The 17367-nt window shown below is 65.7% G+C and carries 15 protein-coding genes; 2 read left to right on the top strand and 13 right to left on the bottom strand.

The genetic code is table 11. The features are described 5' to 3' along the window. The first annotated feature begins 440 nt into the window (after nucleotides 1-440). A complete protein-coding gene (locus LEL84_RS18780) occupies nucleotides 441-1136 on the top strand; it encodes a tyrosine-type recombinase/integrase (RefSeq protein ID WP_226512466.1) in 696 nt (231 codons plus the stop codon). 50 nt (nucleotides 1137-1186) lie between these two features. Further along, nucleotides 1187-1684: a hypothetical protein gene (locus LEL84_RS18775; RefSeq protein ID WP_226512465.1), complete on the top strand. Its 498-nt coding sequence runs from the start codon at nucleotides 1187-1189 to the stop codon at nucleotides 1682-1684. A 450-nt stretch (nucleotides 1685-2134) separates the two neighbouring features. Here the strand turns inward: LEL84_RS18775 and LEL84_RS18770 are convergent, their stop codons facing one another. The 13 genes from LEL84_RS18770 to LEL84_RS18710 form a co-directional block, all read right to left on the bottom strand. Continuing rightward, nucleotides 2135-2395: a hypothetical protein gene (locus tag LEL84_RS18770; protein WP_226512207.1), complete on the bottom strand. Its 261-nt coding sequence runs from the start codon at nucleotides 2393-2395 to the stop codon at nucleotides 2135-2137. A 93-nt stretch (nucleotides 2396-2488) separates the two neighbouring features. Beyond that, nucleotides 2489-4432, bottom strand: coding sequence for a hypothetical protein (locus LEL84_RS18765; protein WP_226512464.1), 1944 nt, complete (start codon nucleotides 4430-4432; stop codon nucleotides 2489-2491). Next, on the bottom strand, nucleotides 4432-6045 hold the full coding sequence (locus LEL84_RS18760) for a hypothetical protein (RefSeq protein ID WP_226512463.1): 1614 nt from the start codon (nucleotides 6043-6045) through the stop codon (nucleotides 4432-4434). Before LEL84_RS18760 ends, LEL84_RS18765 begins: the two co-directional genes overlap by 1 nt. Continuing rightward, nucleotides 6045-6668, bottom strand: a complete 624-nt coding sequence (locus LEL84_RS18755) for an alpha/beta hydrolase (protein WP_226512462.1) — start codon at nucleotides 6666-6668, stop codon at nucleotides 6045-6047. The genes LEL84_RS18760 and LEL84_RS18755 overlap by 1 nt, the downstream gene beginning before the upstream one ends. Further along, a complete protein-coding gene (locus LEL84_RS18750) occupies nucleotides 6665-7105 on the bottom strand; it encodes a hypothetical protein (RefSeq protein WP_226512461.1) in 441 nt (146 codons plus the stop codon). The genes LEL84_RS18755 and LEL84_RS18750 overlap by 4 nt, the downstream gene beginning before the upstream one ends. Nucleotides 7106-7301: 196 nt before the next feature. Beyond that, nucleotides 7302-7601, bottom strand: coding sequence for a hypothetical protein (locus LEL84_RS18745; RefSeq protein WP_226512460.1), 300 nt, complete (start codon nucleotides 7599-7601; stop codon nucleotides 7302-7304). After that, complete coding sequence (locus tag LEL84_RS18740; RefSeq protein ID WP_226512459.1) at nucleotides 7598-7978, bottom strand: hypothetical protein; 381 nt, start codon at nucleotides 7976-7978, stop codon at nucleotides 7598-7600. The genes LEL84_RS18745 and LEL84_RS18740 overlap by 4 nt, the downstream gene beginning before the upstream one ends. A 2-nt stretch (nucleotides 7979-7980) precedes the next feature. Further along, the gene (locus LEL84_RS18735; RefSeq protein WP_226512458.1) at nucleotides 7981-9258 is read right to left on the bottom strand and encodes an N-acetylmuramoyl-L-alanine amidase; all 1278 of its coding nucleotides are present in this window, start codon (nucleotides 9256-9258) and stop codon (nucleotides 7981-7983) included. 65 nt (nucleotides 9259-9323) lie between these two features. After that, nucleotides 9324-11033, bottom strand: coding sequence for a hypothetical protein (locus tag LEL84_RS18730; RefSeq protein ID WP_226512457.1), 1710 nt, complete (start codon nucleotides 11031-11033; stop codon nucleotides 9324-9326). Continuing rightward, on the bottom strand, nucleotides 11033-11881 hold the full coding sequence (locus tag LEL84_RS18725; protein ID WP_226512456.1) for a hypothetical protein: 849 nt from the start codon (nucleotides 11879-11881) through the stop codon (nucleotides 11033-11035). Before LEL84_RS18725 ends, LEL84_RS18730 begins: the two co-directional genes overlap by 1 nt. Then, the gene (locus LEL84_RS18720; protein ID WP_226512455.1) at nucleotides 11878-16227 is read right to left on the bottom strand and encodes a transglycosylase family protein; all 4350 of its coding nucleotides are present in this window, start codon (nucleotides 16225-16227) and stop codon (nucleotides 11878-11880) included. The genes LEL84_RS18725 and LEL84_RS18720 overlap by 4 nt, the downstream gene beginning before the upstream one ends. Further along, nucleotides 16220-16654 (bottom strand): hypothetical protein, encoded by a 435-nt coding sequence (locus LEL84_RS18715; RefSeq protein ID WP_226512454.1) that lies wholly within the window; start codon nucleotides 16652-16654, stop codon nucleotides 16220-16222. The genes LEL84_RS18720 and LEL84_RS18715 overlap by 8 nt, the downstream gene beginning before the upstream one ends. Then, on the bottom strand, nucleotides 16635-17363 hold the full coding sequence (locus LEL84_RS18710) for a hypothetical protein (protein WP_226512453.1): 729 nt from the start codon (nucleotides 17361-17363) through the stop codon (nucleotides 16635-16637). The genes LEL84_RS18715 and LEL84_RS18710 overlap by 20 nt, the downstream gene beginning before the upstream one ends. Nucleotides 17364-17367 lie beyond the last annotated feature (4 nt).

The following is a 17367-nucleotide window of genomic DNA, read 5'->3' as shown; positions in this document are numbered from 1 at the left end:
GCCGCGCACCGGAAGAGGTGCGCGGCGTTCGTGTGTGGAGCCCCCTGTCGGGATTGAACCGACGACCGCTCGCTTACAAGGTCCGGTCACTACCAGGGGCCGTCGTCCACTCCTTCCCGGCGCCCGAGGCGTCACCCCGTATCGCCGCTTAGGGCCCGATGTCCCCAGGGTTGGGGACATCAAATCGAACATTTGGCGTATTGCACATTGCGGATCGTGAATCAACTTCGCGTGTGTGACGCGGATTCGTAATCGACAAACAGGTGTATTCAGATCGTTATGTGACTCGTGAGGCGAAAGAGGTTGCTGTGGCGAACGATATTGAGATGACATCACACGTAATCGACGACTGGATCACTCACCTCTATGCCGAAGGGAAGTCGAATCGCACCGTAAAAGACCGACGAATTGTTCTCCGACGATTCGAGAGAGACGCTGGCGTGCCGGTGCTCGCGGCGACCACCGGGCACATCGCGGCATGGCTCGGGCGAGACGACCTCGCGCCCGTCACTCGCTCGGTCTACCACTCGATCCTCAGCGCATTCTTTCGCTGGACCATCGCGACGGGGCTACGTGGCGACAACCCGGTCGCCCCGATCAAGGCCGCGAAACGTCCACGCCGACAGCCGCGCCCGATCACCGTCGAGCAGTACCACCGGCTCCTCGACGGCGCTGGTGACGACCACGCGATCCGGGCGATGGTGCTCCTGGCTGCGCTCCAGGGCCTCCGCGTCCACGAGATCGCGCGGTTCCACTCCCGCCACCTCGACGTCGAAGCGCGCACAATCGAGGTCACCGGAAAGGGCGGATCGTCGTATGTGCTGCCCGCCGCGCAACCCGTTCTCGATCACGCGCGGAATATGCCGATGAGTGGATTCTGGTTCCCGTCACAGCGGGCTCGGCACCTCGGCGGTCGCACCATTTCCGAGCGCATTCACCTGCATATGATTCGGCAACGAGTGCCCGGGACGCCGCATTGTTTGCGGCACTATTTCGGCACTCAGCTCGTCTCGAATGGCGCCGATCTCCGCGTCGCCCAGGAACTCCTCCGGCACTCATCCCTCCAGACAACAGCCATCTACGTCGCGACCTCCGACGACCGCAAACGTGAGGCGATCGACCGACTCGCCGCGTAGGCCGCTCAGACGATGCCCGCCGGTCAGCCCCCGGGGGTATGCTCCCCGCCATGTCCACACCGCCTCCGGGCTGGCCCTATCCCGATCCCGACGCCGTCCGCGCAGCCCGCGCGAAGGCGACCCGTCAACGCCTCTTCATCTTCGGGACGATCGGCGTATTTTTCCTCGCGGTGATCATCTCCCTCGCGGTCGCCGGCAACCTGTCCAGCCCAGACTCGACGGCCGCGCCGTCGACCACCGAGACGACAGAGCCGCATCCGACGTCGGCGCGAGGGCTTCCGATCGCGGCGCGCCGGTGGTGTGGTGCGGCGGTCCGGGTGGACTGGATACGGGAGCCGAACAGCACGGGCGACCCGCAGCTCGTGACGCCGTGGAAGGTGACCGCGGTCGACCCTGCCGGCGGCACCCCGGGGGCGTCGTGGCGGTTGCAAGGCGAGTATGCGGTGCAGAAGGTTGTCAGCGGTGGCCGGCGGACGATGAGCTGGAATCAGACGTACTTCTGCGATCTGGAGTTCGTCGGCGGCGAGTTCCGCGCGCGGCTGGTGTAGAGACGACGAAATCGGCCCGCTCTCCGTGTGGAGGGCGGGCCGTCGTGGTTGTCCAGGTTCAGAGCGGGTGCCCCGTCATGGGCCTCCGGGGGTGGCGTCTCATTGTTTCCGCAGTGGCCGGGTCGCTGTGCGTCGGCGATCTGGTGATGTTCCTGACTCTCACCCGCTCTGAACTTGTGAGATCACTGTAGCATCCGATTCTGTTGTCGCGCAACACTTCTCACGATTCCGGGGATGTGAGCACCAGTAGCCATCCGGCGGCGACGCACGTGATGACGGCGAGGATCGTGTCGAGGACCATGCAGCTTGGACGCAGCCGACCGGTTCCAATTTCAAGGTTCCGGCCCCAACCTTGAAATCGACATCGGCGTTTTCAAGGTTGGATGAACCCGCCCATATCCGCCCAGTTGGGTGCCAGAGGTTGAATTTTAACCGTCGATGTAACTCGGATCAGCAGCCCCGCCAGACGCCGTCGATCAGGAACCCGTGGAGGCCGCAGTCGTCGCAGCCGCACGAGGGCGTGACGGTCACCGGGTCGGTCGTGACGATCGTGTGGCCGTTGTCGAGCTGGAGCAGCGGCGCGGTGTGCAGGACGATTGACGGGCGCCTGCACTTGTGGCGCAGCCGCACCCGCCCGTCCGGGTACCAGACCGTCTGCACCCGCCCGTGATCCACGATCCGGTCGTAGCCATCCTCGGTGAGGTCGGGCATGTGTCGGTGACGCTCATCAGTCTCCTTCGTTGGTGAAGTGCTGGCGGTCGCAGCCGGGGTCGTCGCAGTCGTGGCGGAAGTCCTGCCGATGGTTCATGGCCGGATCATCTGGGCGTCGATCCCGATACCAGGACTGCCGCCCACTGCGGTGATGTGGATGGTGATCTTGTGCCCGGTGATGAACGTGAACGGGCCAGTCGCGACACCCTGAGTTTGTCCCGCCGCGATCGTGACCGAGGTACCGGCGATGGTGACGCCGTTGTCCCGCAGCTCCACTGTCATCGACCCCGATCCGTCGGCGGTGCCGAGGAAATAGGCCACCGCACCCACCACTCGGTTGGTGGTGATGTACATCGGGATCGAGGCCTGGCCCACCGCCCGCGCTGACGGGAACATGCCCTTGATGACCGGCTCCCACGCGGCAAGCTGGTCAAACGTTTTGCGGGTAAGGAACTGCTGTGAGGGAGCTTTCACCCCGCCAGTGATGACCCACGCGTCAGCGATATTGGCGATTGCATCGGTGTTTCCCGCGTTGGCGTAGCACTCGATGTAGAAGCTGGACCCGATGTTGTCGGCCAGTGCGGCGTGGGTGTAGCTCATGACCTGTCCGTCAGGCATATGGATGCGGATACCGTTGCCGCTGCGGAAGAACTGGACCTCGTGCTCGGTGAAGTTGTCCTGCGCTAACGCGGATGCGAAGACCACATCAGGACCGATATTCCCGAACGTCGGCGTACTGCCGCCGGTGATGTACTGAATTTGCGCCGCGGACGGAGTGATCACCAAGTGCAGTGCTGCGTCGGGGAACGGCGCGGCCAGCGCGGTCATCTTCGTCTTCGTCAACGTGATGCAGATCGACCCGCCATCGGTGGTGCGGCCTGTCTTGTTCCACTTCCACCGCAGCCCGCCGCCAGTGATCAGTGCACCCGCATCACCCGACAGATACCCCGCCGCCCCGCCTGCTGCTGTGGGCGCGAAGGTGAGGAACCCGTTGAGCACCCGTAGCGCCGCGCCGGCAGCCGCGTTGTCGAACAGCGACGGCACAATTCCGCCAACATCGAAGTTCGGTGCCACTGCCGCCGCTGTGTTGGCCTTGTCCCAGTACGCCACCTGGTGCTGTGGGGTGTTGCGTTGCAGCCGGGAGGAGAACCGCCGCCGCAGATCAGTGTCCGGGACCAGCGCAAGCAAGGTCTGCACCGCCGACGCCAGATCAGCGCTGGGGATACCGCCGCCGGGTTTGGTGTACTTCGCTGCGATCGAGCCCGTGACGGTGGCCGCGAAGTTCGGATCATCACCCAACGCTTGCGCCAGCTCGTCGAGAGTGTCGAGCGCGCCGGGTGCCGCGTTGATCAGGTTGTTGATCGCCGTGGTGATCTGACCGGGCGTTGCGGCGTCGATCGCCGAACGAGCGGCAGCCGCGTTCGATGCCTTCACTACCGCTTTGCCCACCGTAGTGGCGTCGGTCAGGCCGTCCACCGTCGTAGTGCCCCCACCGGAGGCGACCGTCCACGCCGCCAGCTCCGTGGCATCGAACGTCGCACGGCTCGTCCCCGCCGCGGTCCGCTTGCCCGTCGTACCGTTCGGCAAGAACACCGGATCATTGATCGCATACGCCGTATTGGGCTGCCAGCGCGGGGCATAAGAGTTGTCTGCGTCCGTTTTCGTGACGATGTCGAGTCCGTCGATCGCGGCTTGGGCGGCGGCGGCCGCAGCGGTCGCGACGGTGGTGACGGGTGCGTTCGGTGGGATGCCGATCGCCGCCTTGATGAGGTTGGTGACGTCACCGCCACCCTCGGGTACGTCGATCGAGACCGGTTGGTGGTTCGCGATGGCGCCGAGGTTGCTGATCTTCCACGTCGTTGCCGCGATGTTGTTGACCGTGGTCTGGACACCGACCGTCGACACGATTTGTCGCGGTGGCCCGGCGACGATCAGCCGCCCGGACACGCCTTGTGGTGACATTGGCTGCCACCGCAGTTTGATCTTCGCGTCGGCGGTGCCGAATCCGTCGTCGAGCGTGTAGGTGATGTCTGGCATCAGGGCTCCTCGGTGGTCGTGATGTCGCGGGCGACGAAGTTGTCGAGCTCGCCGGACGGGAAGAATGCGGCCCCGTTGACGACGACCGCGACGCGGCGCCGGCCGACGCCGTCGGGGACGATCCCGGTGGTGTCGGCCCAGTCGTCGATCGGGTCGTTCTCGGGGTCGTTGGGGTCGCCGTAATACACCTGGTAGACGTAGTGGGTGTCGTCCTCAGATCGGATGGGGCGCAGCGTGTATCGACCCGATCCCGGCGCGGGCACGGTGGATCGCGTGGTGCGCGAGTTGTAGGCGCCGGTCTGGATGTAGACGCCGTTCTCGTTGCCGGTCAGCCAGATTCCGGCCCCGAGGTTGGAGGTGCAGCGTCCGCCGACACCGGCGACCTGGTACTCCTCAACGTCTCCATCGAGCCAGAGGTCGAAACTGATCTCGAAGTAGTCGGAGTTGAGCGACCGAATGCGCATAGCCGCACCGCTGTTCGTGGACAGCCCCGAGGCGGTGTGCTTGACCCGGCCACCCTCGATCCGGATGTTGCCGAACGTTTTGTACTCGGGGCCGAATGCCGAGCGATTGTTGAAGTCGTCGAAGATGACGACGGGGATGCTGGTCTGCCCGACATCAATGCCCAGTGAGACGAACACCGTCGGGCCGCCGTACATGGCGTCGCGCGCGGTAGTCGAGAGGCTGGCCGGGACCGGGGTGGTTGACGGGTTGCGGCCAGCACCGGGAGAGTACGGGCGCATACCGGTGAGTGGTGTGGCGTAGGGGAAGTTGACGCCCGCGATGTGAACGATGCCGCTGCCGGTCATGCGGAACTGGATTTCAATGACGTCGTCGATGTCGGCGATGACCGACGCCCCATCCATCAGGTGTTGCATCCAGGCGATCGACGTGACCAGTTCGCCCGCGAGGTTCGGTGACGAGTAGATGACAGGGCCGACCGACCCGTCTGGTTCCTGACGGAACACGTCGATGTGGAAGGTGGAGACGGTTCCGGACTTGTAGGCCATCCAGCCCAACACTTTTCGTTCCGCAGCACTGTCGATGATGATCGACGCCCACGGTGCGAAGGCTGCGGTCGCGTTGACGACGGGTGGGTTGGTGGACAGAGAGACGGTATGGGAGTGGTCCGATCCGCTCGATGTCGCTTTCGCCAGGGAGCCGTTCAGCGAGTGTCGGTGGTTGTCGCCGCCTGCGGTCTCGTAGCCTGAGTTTCCCGACAGGCTGTGCTCGTGTGCGCCGCCACCGATCGAGATGTTGGAGACCGGCAGGTTCATCTCCGAGAACGGGAACGACACGCACGCAGTACGATCCGGACCGGTCTCGTGCAACGGCCGACCGCTACGGACGGCGATGACCTGCTGGACGTAGGCGACCTGCGTGCCCACCGACACCACTGTCTCGGCGGCGTCGACTGCCTTCTCGTTCGTGTCCAACAGCCACTCGCCCAACGCATTCGCGATGGGCTGACCGAACACCGGCACGATGCCGATGATGCCGATCAGGATGCGGATTGGGACGTCCATGATCGCGTCGACCATGTTGTCCCAAAAGTCCTCGAGCGGATCATTGTCGATCTGCGGTTTCCGACCACCCGGGATACGAACACCCATCAGCCGGCCAACCCTTCGACCATCGCCTTCACCGACTGGAGGTAGCTGGACCCGTTGATGCGCTCAGTCCCGTACGCGGTGTGCCGGCCGCCGGTTGTGTACTTGAGCAACCAGTGGATCGTGTACCCCGCATCCCACCACCGCGCCGGCAACGGCTGATGAAGGCCAGTCACCTGCTGCCCGATCTGACGCATCCCGTTGTCCCCCGGCAATGCTGAGATCGGGTCATCCGGGATCGTGTACGAGTAGCAGGGAACCCGGTCGATGAACCGCTGACCAGCGATCCCCCAGCGCCCCGCCGGCACGCCCTTGTGTGACACCTGATTCGCGTGGCGCTTCGGATCGGACAGCAGCACGATGCCCTTGCAGTTCCGGGGCCGGTCGTACTGCACGAAATCGCCCGCGGCCGCTGCACCCAGCGAGTAACCGACGAGGACGTACGGGTCGCCGGCGGCGTCGACCGCGGCCAACTGGTTGCGCGCGTCCCGCACCGACTCCGCGTACGTGTGAATGCCGATCGGCCGGATCTCCGCCAGATACGGCAGATCCTCACCACGGATCGACGACAGCATGTTCCGGCCACCCAACGCTTCCCCCGCGCCACGCAACTTGACCACCCTCATGCCGGCACCTGGTCTTCCTGATCCGCGCGCTGCAAACGCAACAGCGACACCAACATCGGCACATACACGATCGCGCCCACCGTGTAGATCGCGAACCGAATCTGCTGCCTGTACGGGTAATCCGCGTCCCACCACAGGGTGAGAGCGATCTGGTCGAGAACCAGCGACAACACCAGGCACTTCGCCAGATAGATCCGCCCGATCCGGTTCGTCCACCACTTCGACCGAGTCAGATAGAACCCCGTGAACGTGTTGACCAGGACCGCGATGCACAACAGGGAGATGTTCGCGGCCAACCTGTAGTCGATGCCGATCCACAAATCAGCAATCAACGTGAGCCCGACCACCAGCATTGCTGCCACCAACGCGGACCTTTCAACCGCCGAGAACTCGCCGCGCACAGTCCTTCTGCGGGCTTCACGCAGCACGTGCCTCATCCTCTACTCCACGCTTCCTGCAGCAACTCCGTCCACCCATTCCGCTCCAGGTGAGAACGCAACCGCTGCACCGTCTCCAAAGACTCGTTGATGGTTGACTCCACATCCCGCAACTGCACCGCAGCGGCTTCTTTCGCCTGCCGCGCCTGCTCCGCTTCCTTGCGCGCACGATCGATCTCGCGCTGCCACGGCCACCTCACGACTGGCCCCTGCCGGCAGACTCGCGGATCGAGTCGAGGATGTGGGTTTGCAGCTTGCCGGTGATGTCCCACTCGGAGACCGTCGTCGACAACTGCTGGATGACTTCGCGGTCATCGCGGCGCCCCTCCCTGAGCTCCGCGATAGTTTCGTCCTTCGCCGACACAATCTCCCGGTGATGGATACCGAGGATCAGCCAGCCCTGTTTCAGCCCCCAAAACACGACGCCGGCTACCACGATGAGGAACCCAACAACCCCGACGCTGTTCCACACCTCGGGGTTGAAGGGAAGGGTCATCGGACCGTCGACTCGGACGGCAGGACCGGCGCCTTGGGAGTGACCTGCGGCCGGGTGAACACGAACCCGAGGGTGATCGTGGAGACCGCGAGGATGGCGCCCTGCTGCTGCTCGGTGAGGTGCAGCCCGAACGCCACCATGAGCGGCAGCGCGGTCTGTACGACCGCGACGAGCGCTGGATACACGCTCTCCTTGACCGTGATGACCACGATGAGGCCGAGTACCGCGTTGACCGCGGCCATAATGACGCCCTGCGTGTCGGTGGAGATGTTGAACCCGAAGGTGGTGAGCAACACCAGGACCGCGGAGATGAGGGCCGTCCACGCGGCAGGCTCACGCCCGAACACAAGGCGGGGTGTGGTGATGGATGCAGACATGGTCACTTCTCCTTCGATTCGAGGGTGTCCCGCGTGCCGGCAACACCGGTCTCCGCGGCGACAGCTGCGGTCAGGTCGTACAGGGTGCGGTTGCCGCCCTGCTCAAACCCGCCGTACTGGCCGGCGTCACGCCCACCAGTGAGTTGCTGACGAATGTCCTTCACGTCCGACCCGATCGGGCCGACGTACACCTTGAGGCACTTGTAGATCAGGGCCTCGACTTCAGCCATGGTTGCCATAGCGAGCCAGTCCTTTCCTCCGTTGTAGATCGAGATGGCCCGCGAGATCAGCTCGCCCCACGGGAAGTTCGGACCCGGGTCGGTATGTCCGCCGCCCCACTGCCCGAAGTCGACATGCCCGCACACACCGGGCGATTTCGGCATCCCACGACCGCCGACGTAGCGAATCGGGATGTCTCGGACAGCGCACCGCCACGCCACCAGCGCGGCCGTACGGGTGAGCTGCAGGTCTTCGTTCTTGCCGTCCCGCGCGTCCGGAGACAGCCACTTGTCGCGCGACCACGACGCGAACGAACCCGCCATGAGGATGTGGTCGCCGCGGTTGTTGGCGTTCATCGCCGACCACGGGTTCTGATCCCACGGAACGACCAGCACGGTTTCCCGGTCGTCACACACCGCGTTGTACGACACCTGAGCGGCCGGGCGACACAGGTAGTCGGTGATCGACCGCGCAGTCCCAGAACCCTCCTGGGTGTGAATGACGATCCAGTCGACATCACGGCCACCGGAATGCCGGTTCGGTGAGATCTGCTGTCGGGTGACGGGGTTGGGGACGTTCACGGTTCCTCCCGAGACTGGTGCGGGTGCCGGGGCGGGCACCGTGTTGGGGTGAGGGCAGCCGCGTAGCCACTCCTCCGGGTTGACCCGCACGCCGCCGTAGGCGCGTTGCCACACCGTGAGATGCAGGTGCGGGGCGACACCACCGTTCGTGCGGCTATCGGGGTTGATGCGGCCGATGCGCTGCCCTGCACGGACCTTCGCGCCGAGAGCTACCTCGCGGATGATGTGGCCGTACTCGGCGCACCCCGAACCTTCGGAGTCGTCGGAGTCGATGACCAACCATCCGGCCGGGTCGGGCCCTCCGTAACCGGATGCGGCGCCGGCGAAGATGACGGTGCCAGCCTGGCAGGCATAGACCGGCAGGCCGGCCGATCCGCCGTCCTTGCCGTAGTCGGTGCCGCCATGAAACCCGCCATCCCGCGGGCCGTACGGCGAGGTGACCTTCGTGCCCGACGGAAGCGGCCGGAAACGCTGCGCCATGGAACCTCCTGGCATGAGAAGGTCCCCACGCCCAGAACGGGCGCAGGGTGGATATGTGGTTGGAGTTACGTGCTGTTGGCGAGGCCGTTGATCGCGGCCGACGCCCGCCCGATACCGCCCAACAGGCGATCCCACGGACCCTTCAGGCGTTTGTCGTCGCCCAGGGTGACCTGCTGGATCATCCGCTCCCCCGGTTTGTCAGCGATCGTCACCTTCGACGCGTACTGCTCGACGATGTTCCCGCGGTCCCAGAACGACATCATGTCGCCGGTCCGGAACCGTCGCGCGGTGCCGTTGTCGGCGCCGAAGCTGATGCCCTTACCCGTGGGCCCGTACGCGATCGTGTTGATGGTCAACTGATTCGAGCCGCCGTGGTCCTTCAGCGCCTTCTTCCCCACCGAGTACGAATCCACCGACCACGCCGCGGTGTTGTCGGCGAAGATCTCAGCGAACGCATCGTCCTCGCCGATGTCGTCCTCGAGTTCGGCGTCCCAGAACCGTTGGTAGGCGAAGAAGATGTCATCGAAGAGGTCGCCGACGCCGACCGCGAGCCCACCGATGCCGGCGAGCCCGGGGATGGTGGCGACGACCGCGATGATGGCCGCGATCGCGAGGTTGGCGCCGATCTCGATGAGCTCGTTGACCATCGATGGAGACTTGCCACCCACGACGGCGTCGGTGGCATCGCCGTGTTCCTCAGCGTTCTCCCAGCTGTCGATCTGCGTGCCGTCAGTGCGCCACATGACATTCCGCTTGTCACGCTTCAACTGGGTGTCGAACACGTATCCGGCGCGGTTCATGCTGTACGACCACAGCCCGTTGACGATCGGTTTCAACAGCTGCGACAGGTCGAGGAAGTGGTCGTCGGAGACGTCGATGATCGACTGCAGATCCGAGAGGGTGTCGGTGTTGAACACCTGCGGGCTTGTGCCGTGCCCGTCCCAGAAGTCCACCGTGACGCCCATTTCGAGGAGGTCGACGGTCTGCGCGAACGCCTCGTCGCCCGGGGAGAACCGGCACTGCATCGCGACGATCTCGTCGAACAGTCCGGCGACGCGGTCGGAGATCGGGCCCAGCAGGTCGACGTCGCCGAGGTGTTCGCCCATCGCGCCGCCCGAGCTGCCGACGTCGCCGCCGTTCGCCGATCCGCCGAGGAGGATGTCGAACAGCGCGTCGAGGTCGAAGATGTTCGCGATGTTGTCCTGCGACCACGCCGCCGGCCACCGGATCGGGAGCTTGCAATAGACCGGGCGGCCGAGGCGGGTGAAGTTCTTCGCGAGGAAGTACTTCATCACCGCGTCCGACGGCCCGAAAGCGATGTCCTGCTTGCCCGTGAGGCCGACCTGGATCTCGGGCGGGAACAGCGGGTTCACCCAGAACAGCACCCGGGTGAGCCAGTACTTGTAGTCGACGCACTCGTACTGGAACGACAGGACGCCGCGTTCGCTGCGCACCGTCCGGTTCTTGATGCGGCCGGTGAACTCGAGTCCGTTGTAGCGGGCCCGCACGTGGTACGCCTTGCGCTGGATGCCGGTGTCGGTGATCAGGTCGTTGAGCGGGTTGGTCTCCTTGAGCGTGAACACCATGCCGCCGGCCTCGAGACCCCATGTCGAGTCGATCGCGGCCTCTTGGTAGGTGCCGACCGGCCGCCACGACACCTTCGACCCGGCGCCGGTGCCGAACCGTTTCCCGATCTCGATGTCGAACTGCTCGACGCGGCCGGTGAACGGCATCGCATACCCGGGCGCATAGCCGGGATCGAACAGCGGGGGCATCAGATGGCCGTCCAGAACAGTTGCGGCACAACGACTCGGATCTTCGTCGCCGACGACGTGCCGGAGCCGGTGAAGGTGACCGGGATGCCGGTCGTGTCCTCCGGTGCGCGGGTGTGCCAGCGCTGGCCGAGCCACGAATGGTCGACGCCGTCACTGTCGACGACCTCCCACCAGTCCGGGTCGGTCTGCACGGTAAGCGTCTTGCCCGCGGGGATCGTCAGAGTCGTCCCGTTGGCGCGCTTGATCAGGACCGACTCACCCGCGAGCCCGATCGTCGGCGCCGTGATCGGACCAGTGATCTGGTACCACGGCCACGACGGATCATCCCCAAGGTTGTCCACAAGGATGGTCGACCCATAATTGAATGTCTGGTCGAACGGCTCAGTCCGCCAATACGATTCATCTGACCGCAACTGGATTCGCTCATCAGCCACGTAGCCGACGTTGTGGACGTCCCGCAGGTTGTACGGCGGCATCGACGACAACACCGGCCGCACCAGCTGAAACCGCTCGGTGTCGAGGCATTCGAACTTCCCGACCTTCCGGCCCCGACCGAGCGACCGGCGCCACCCGCTGTACGCCTCGACCGCCGCCGTCCCCTTGATCGTCTCGTCGTTCATCAGCGGCCCGAACCGCAGATCCAGCGTGATCACGTTCGGCTTCTCGACCATGTCGATGAACGTCACACCGGCCTGGCCGGCGCCCTCGACGTCCACGAAGTCCGCCGGCGCGCCACCGAGACCGTCGATCCGATCCAGACGCAGCGGGCACGACGGGTCCCCGAACGAGAACTCTTGGCCGTCCCACCCTGTGAACCGGAAACGCGGCTCGGTCGTCAACAGCGTCACTTGCCCCTCCTCGTGAGTGAGAGGCCCGACGGCCCTGTGGCGTTCTCGACGGTGACGCGAATGTTCTTCCCGTCCTTGATCGCCCACACGATCTCGGTGAGCTGTTGGGAGATCTGGTTGGCGACCTGCCCGACGTACTCCGCGACGAGAGGCGGCGAGTTGGCACCGAGGTCGACGTTCGGCGTCATGTTCCCGAGGTCGACCTGACCCGTCATCGCCATCTTCACGTACGGGGCGATCGTGTTGAGTGCGGTCATCGTCCCGCCCACACCGAGGGCCATCAGGTCGTATAGGTTCTTCGGCGCCATCGCGTCCCGTGTGTCGGCGGCGTAGCCGCCGAACCCGCCTTGATCGAAGCCCTGCACCCCGAGGATGCGACCGGTCTCAGCCCAGATGCCGAGCGCCCGCGCGCGGCGATCCTTGGCGTGCGGAATGTACGACTCACCACCCGACTCCGGCTCACCCCACAGCCGGTAGTCGCCCGGCCGCACGATCTCGGGCTGGTGGCCGTTGCGGACGTCGCCCATCGCGTACTGCTTCACCGGGTTCGGCATCCGCTTGGCCTCATCGAGCGCGGCCTGCGCGTCCTCGACATCCCGGCGAGCCTTCTCGACCGCCTGACGCGCCGACTCCTTCGCCGACTCCTTCGACTTCGGGTCCAGCTCCTTCTGCCGCAACTCCGCCAATCGCAGATCATCCTGAGCGTCAGCGAGATCCCGCGTCGCCTCCGCGAGCGTCTTGCGGCTGGTGGCCTGCTTCTGCTCCTTCGGCGCCCAGTCACCGCGCTGGTTGAGGTAGTCCTGCCACGCCTGCTCGGCTTCGTAGTTGTCGATGATCCGCTGCTGATACTCCTTCTCACCCTTCCACCAGAACGGCTGGAACGGATTGTCGAAGGTCAGCTCAACGGTGTTCGGGTCCTTCGGCGGCTCCTTGGGCTTCGGCGGCGTCGACCCCGGGCTACCGTCATAACCGCCACCCGGCTCCACGCCGTAGCCGTACCCGCCGCCAGTCGTGCTGAGGCCGGCGCGCAGAGCATCCTCGTTCTCACGCCCAGGCAGGCCGGCACCCCACGGCTGCCCGCCCGACTTCTCGAAGATCCGCGCAGCCACGATCGCCTGCTGCTCCGGCGTCGCCTGCCCGGCCGTCGGCGCGAACTCGGTACCGCCGTTGCCAGCCCACGTGCCCCTGGCGATCTGGAACAGGCCCGAGGCTTCGTTGCCGCCCGAGTTTGCGTCCTGGACCTCCTGGACACGGTCCGGAATGCCACCCGACTCGCGCGCAATCAGCGCCGCCCACGCCGGATCGGGAGACGTCCACGTCCCGTCAGGCTTCTGGATGAGCGGAACCGTCGTCACACCACCCGGCACCACCGCGTAGCTCTGACCCGGCAACGGCAGCGCGAACGACTGCCGCGTGTGCACGTGATCCTGATGCCCAGACCAGTCCGCCGAGTAGTAACCCGGCTGATCCGTACCCGGACCGACGAACCGTCCGTCCGCCACTCCGATCTGCTGCCCCGTCTGCGGGTTCTGCCAGATCACCTGCTCCAACTGCGAGGCGATCGACGCGAAGTACTCGGCGAGACGCTGCATGTTCTCGACCGGACCCGACCAGTCGATGCCCTTGTTGAAGCCGTCGCGCTCCTGATGGCCGGCGTAGGTGGTGGCCTCGACACCGAATGCCCGCTCGAGCTCGTCGACCCACGGCTCGTTGACCGGACCGCTCGACCCGACCGGCAGCCCGTACGGCACACGCCCGCCCGAAATCCCGCCGTCGGCATACGACCGGTACAGCGAGTAGCCGAACCGGTCGGCCACCTCGGACAGAATGCTCATCGCCCGGCCACGCTTGTTCGGTGCGCCCGGAATGAACGCCTCCCACGGGCCCGCATCCGACTCGGCCCACTGCACGAGGCCGCGCTTGCCGCGCGCCGGCTGGATGACCGCCTGGTCTGGGAGGTGGCCGTCGACACCACCGTCGGCGTACTCGCGGATCGAGCCGTCAGCGTTGGGCTGCTTCGGATTGCTCCACGACTTCGGGAACCCCGCGGGGAACTGCGCGTTCGGCGCCGGCTTATAGTTCGGGTCCAGCATCGGCTTGACGATCGCCTCGACGATCGTCTTGCGGTTCGCGTTGTTCCGCAGGAACTCGTCCAGCGTCGTCTGCGCGGGCCCGGTATTTGCCTCAACCCGCACGCTCCCATCGGGGAGGGTGGTGACTGTGTAACCCAGCTCCTCGAGACGCGCACGCGTCTCCGGCGAGTTGTCCTGGATGATGATCGACTTGCCGTCCGGCAGCCGCGTCACTGCGCCCGAGAGGAAGTCGATCTCGGTGGCACCCTCGCGAGCGTTGTCCGCGAGTTCGTTGAAGCGATCCCTCGATGCGGTCATACCGGGGACGAGCTGATTCGAGATCATGTCGGCGAGTTCGAGAGACCTCTCACTCGTCTTGGCGATCGAATCGGTGAAGTCCTCGGCCGACTTCGCCGAGTCCTGCATCTGCTGCCCGATCCCCTGCATCCCGGGGATGTGCTCGATCAGTCCACCGATGGCGCCGTAAGCCTTCGTGAACATGGACATCAGCCCGCCGAGTAGCGACTGGATGGCGCCGGTGGTGTAGCCGAATACCTTCAAGGCGCCGGCCATGGTGTTGCCGAGTCCGATGCTGAATGTGAGTGCAGCTGAGACGACGTCGGCGAAGAACGCCACGATCTCGTCCTTGTTCGCTGCGATCCCCTCGGCGATCTTCGCGACCTCGGGACCGAACGCCTCGGCGAGCGCGGCCTTGATCCCCTCGACCGACTCCTCGGCGGTGCGCCGCATCCCCTCCCAGGACGTCGCCGTGTTCGCGCCGAGGTCCGAGGTAGCACGCTCGGCGGCGCCGGCCGATGCCCCGAACTCGTCGAGCGCCTTCGACGGGTCCCACTGGGTGTACGCGCCGATGAAGTCGCCGGCGGTATCACCGAGGAGCTTCATCGCAACGTCGTTACGCTTCAGCGGGTCCTCGATGGATCTGATCTTGTCGAAGATCAGGTCGAACGCCCGATTCGCCTCCGGCCCACCGCTCTTGAGCGTGTTGAACAGCTGCTCCCCGTTGAGGTCGATCCCGTTCAGGGTCTCCTTGATCGTGTCGCCCTCTTCGGTCATCCGCCGACCGAACTCGCGGATCGCATCCGAGGCGCGGTCGGTGTTGTCGACACCGAGGGACATCGACTGCTTGATCAGCCCCATCGTCATCTCGGCGGTCAGGCCGGTGTTCTTCCAGCCCGTCGAGTACTCCGAGATCGAGTCGATGAGGTCGCCCTGGGCATCGAGGCCCTGCTGCCGTGCCGCGACGATCAGGTCATACGCCGCGTCGATGTCAGACACCATGCCCGACCGGACGAGGCCCGAGACCGCACGCAGCGAGTCCGGCGTCTCCGTGCCGAGCATCTGGTTCAGCGTCGCGGTCTTCGCGATCAGACCCTCCATATCGGCCTGCGACGCGGAGGTGTCGAGGAGCTGGAAGTCACCGAGCGAGGTCAGAGTCGCCATGTTCTCGGCCACCGAGTTGCCGAACACGTCCATGTATGCCTCGGACGCCGCGGTCGCCATCCTGCGGGCGGTCGCCTCGTCGATGCCGAGGTTGGCCTGCATCTGGTCCCGGAGCGCCTCACGCTCAGCGCCTTCGACGATCGCGTTCGCCAGCATCGCGCCGGCGCCGAGACCGATCGCGGCCACACCGGCGATCGCGGCACCGATCGGGCCCGCCTTGGAGCCGAGGCCCGCGATGCGGGCGGCGAATCCGGCCATGAAGCCGCCGCCCATGCCGTCACCGGCGTCCTCGCCCGCGCCCTCGGCGCCGTTGATCTCCGGCGGGCTGATCGGCTGCGAGATCTCTTCGCCCGCCGACCGGACGTCCCGGGCGGCGCGCTGTGCAGCCTGGGCGGCGCGCTGCTGCGCAATCCGCAGCTGGTCCATCTGGCGTTCGGCGCGCTGCGACGCGCGCTGCGACTCCCGTTGCGCGCGCTGCCACGCCTCCTCGGCGCGGATCGCCTGATCGGAGGTGTCGCCGTAGCGGCGGCGCGCATCCTCCATGCGCTGCATCGCCATCTCTTCGCGCTGCGCGGAGTCCCGGACCTCCTGCGCGTGACGCTGATACGCGCGGTTGGTGTTCTGGAGCTCGCGCGCCACACGCTCGTACGCCGAGGTCGACCGTAGCGCGGCCTGACGGGTCGCCTCCGCGGTCTCGTCGGCCTGCTCGCCCATCTGCTCCAGCGACTCACGTCCGCGACGGAGCGTCTGGTCGAGATTGTCCGCGCCGCGGACCGACAGATCGAGGTAGAGGTCCGCGATCCGTTCAGCCATCGGCCTTCATCGCTTCGCGCGCGGCCTGCTCATTGCGGGCGCGTTCGGCCTTATCCGCGAGGTGCTCGAGCATCTTCACCATGTCGAGGCGCTCACCGATGCCGGTGAAGATCCAGTGCGCCCGACCAAGTTCGGGGCCCTGCGGGCCGGAACAGAAGTGGATGAGCGCGGTGCGGCCAGCGTGACCGACGTACGGGGCCGGCACCTCGTTGGCGAGCATCTCGAAGAACGCCGCGCCGAGGATGGACACGCACTCGCGCCACTCCTCATCCGGACCGAACTCGGCCGCCTCCCGACCCCACAGCTTCGGACGGATGCGCTCCACCTCCATGATCGACGGCGCCTTGATCTGATAGATCGCGCCGTTGATCGGGAGATACAGGTCCGGGTCGTAGTGCCGAGACAGGTCATCGAGCCGAGTCGCCACCGTCCACCGCCTTCCGCAGAGAGATCATTCGAGACGCGAGAGAGTCTGGGTCACCGAGGATTCGAGAGAGCCGCACCGCGAACCACCGCCACGACTTCTCCTCGAGGAGCGCGGGCGTGAGGTCGCAGACGAAGATGGTGGCGAAGTCGATCTCGATCGCTTCCCACGTGGCGAAGATGTCCGACCAGCTCGCGCGTTCGTCGTCGCGTCGCTGCTCGGTCTGTTTCTGGTTGGCGGGGGCGAACTCCATCGGATACGCCCACACGCGAATCCCCTTGTCGGGCATGTACGGTCCGCCGCCGGGGTCGTAGTCGTTGATGGTGCCGGGCGGGTCGATCGCGTCGTCGGGAGCCTCGCCGTAGATCGAGACCTTGGGGCGCTCCGGCTCAGCCCGCGGTTTCGGCGGGGTGAACGTCCACACGTCGATCGCGGCGTCGGCGGACTGTAGGTAGCGCGACAGCACCGCGCGACCAGAGTGCAGGACGTACGCCTCAGCGATTCCCGCCTCGCCCATCTGCCGCCAGGCGTCACCGAGGACTGTGATGATCGCCTGCCGCTCTTCGTGTTCGGCAAACTCGCCGCCCTCACTCAGGCGGCGATGAATGCCGAGCATCGCCAGAGCCGACGGTGGCTCGACCCGAAACTCCGGCCCACCCTCGGTGAAGGTGAGGACCGTGCTCGAATCGAGCCACTCGTCGTACTCGTGCATTCGG

Origin of the sequence: Gordonia sp. WA4-43, from assembly GCF_020520305.1 — a bacterium.
Taxonomy (GTDB): domain Bacteria; phylum Actinomycetota; class Actinomycetes; order Mycobacteriales; family Mycobacteriaceae; genus Gordonia; species Gordonia hongkongensis.
The sequence above is the reverse complement of the archived record's forward strand: the minus strand, read 5'-3'. Positions and strand labels throughout refer to the sequence as shown.

Excerpts from the sequence above, each read along its gene's own strand:
- LEL84_RS18775 (WP_226512465.1), top strand. The coding sequence starts at position 1,187 with ATGTCCACACCGCCTCCGGGCTGGCCCTATCCCGATCCCGACGCCGTC.
- LEL84_RS18750 (WP_226512461.1), bottom strand. The coding sequence starts at position 7,105 with ATGAGGCACGTGCTGCGTGAAGCCCGCAGAAGGACTGTGCGCGGCGAG.
- LEL84_RS18740 (WP_226512459.1), bottom strand. The coding sequence starts at position 7,978 with ATGTCTGCATCCATCACCACACCCCGCCTTGTGTTCGGGCGTGAGCCT.
- LEL84_RS18770 (WP_226512207.1), bottom strand. The coding sequence starts at position 2,395 with ATGCCCGACCTCACCGAGGATGGCTACGACCGGATCGTGGATCACGGG.
- LEL84_RS18730 (WP_226512457.1), bottom strand. The coding sequence starts at position 11,033 with ATGCCCCCGCTGTTCGATCCCGGCTATGCGCCCGGGTATGCGATGCCG.
- LEL84_RS18710 (WP_226512453.1), bottom strand. The coding sequence starts at position 17,363 with ATGCACGAGTACGACGAGTGGCTCGATTCGAGCACGGTCCTCACCTTC.
- LEL84_RS18760 (WP_226512463.1), bottom strand. The coding sequence starts at position 6,045 with ATGGGTGTTCGTATCCCGGGTGGTCGGAAACCGCAGATCGACAATGAT.
- LEL84_RS18755 (WP_226512462.1), bottom strand. The coding sequence starts at position 6,668 with ATGAGGGTGGTCAAGTTGCGTGGCGCGGGGGAAGCGTTGGGTGGCCGG.
- LEL84_RS18745 (WP_226512460.1), bottom strand. The coding sequence starts at position 7,601 with ATGACCCTTCCCTTCAACCCCGAGGTGTGGAACAGCGTCGGGGTTGTT.
- LEL84_RS18735 (WP_226512458.1), bottom strand. The coding sequence starts at position 9,258 with ATGGCGCAGCGTTTCCGGCCGCTTCCGTCGGGCACGAAGGTCACCTCG.
- LEL84_RS18765 (WP_226512464.1), bottom strand. The coding sequence starts at position 4,432 with ATGCCAGACATCACCTACACGCTCGACGACGGATTCGGCACCGCCGAC.
- LEL84_RS18720 (WP_226512455.1), bottom strand. The coding sequence starts at position 16,227 with ATGGCTGAACGGATCGCGGACCTCTACCTCGATCTGTCGGTCCGCGGC.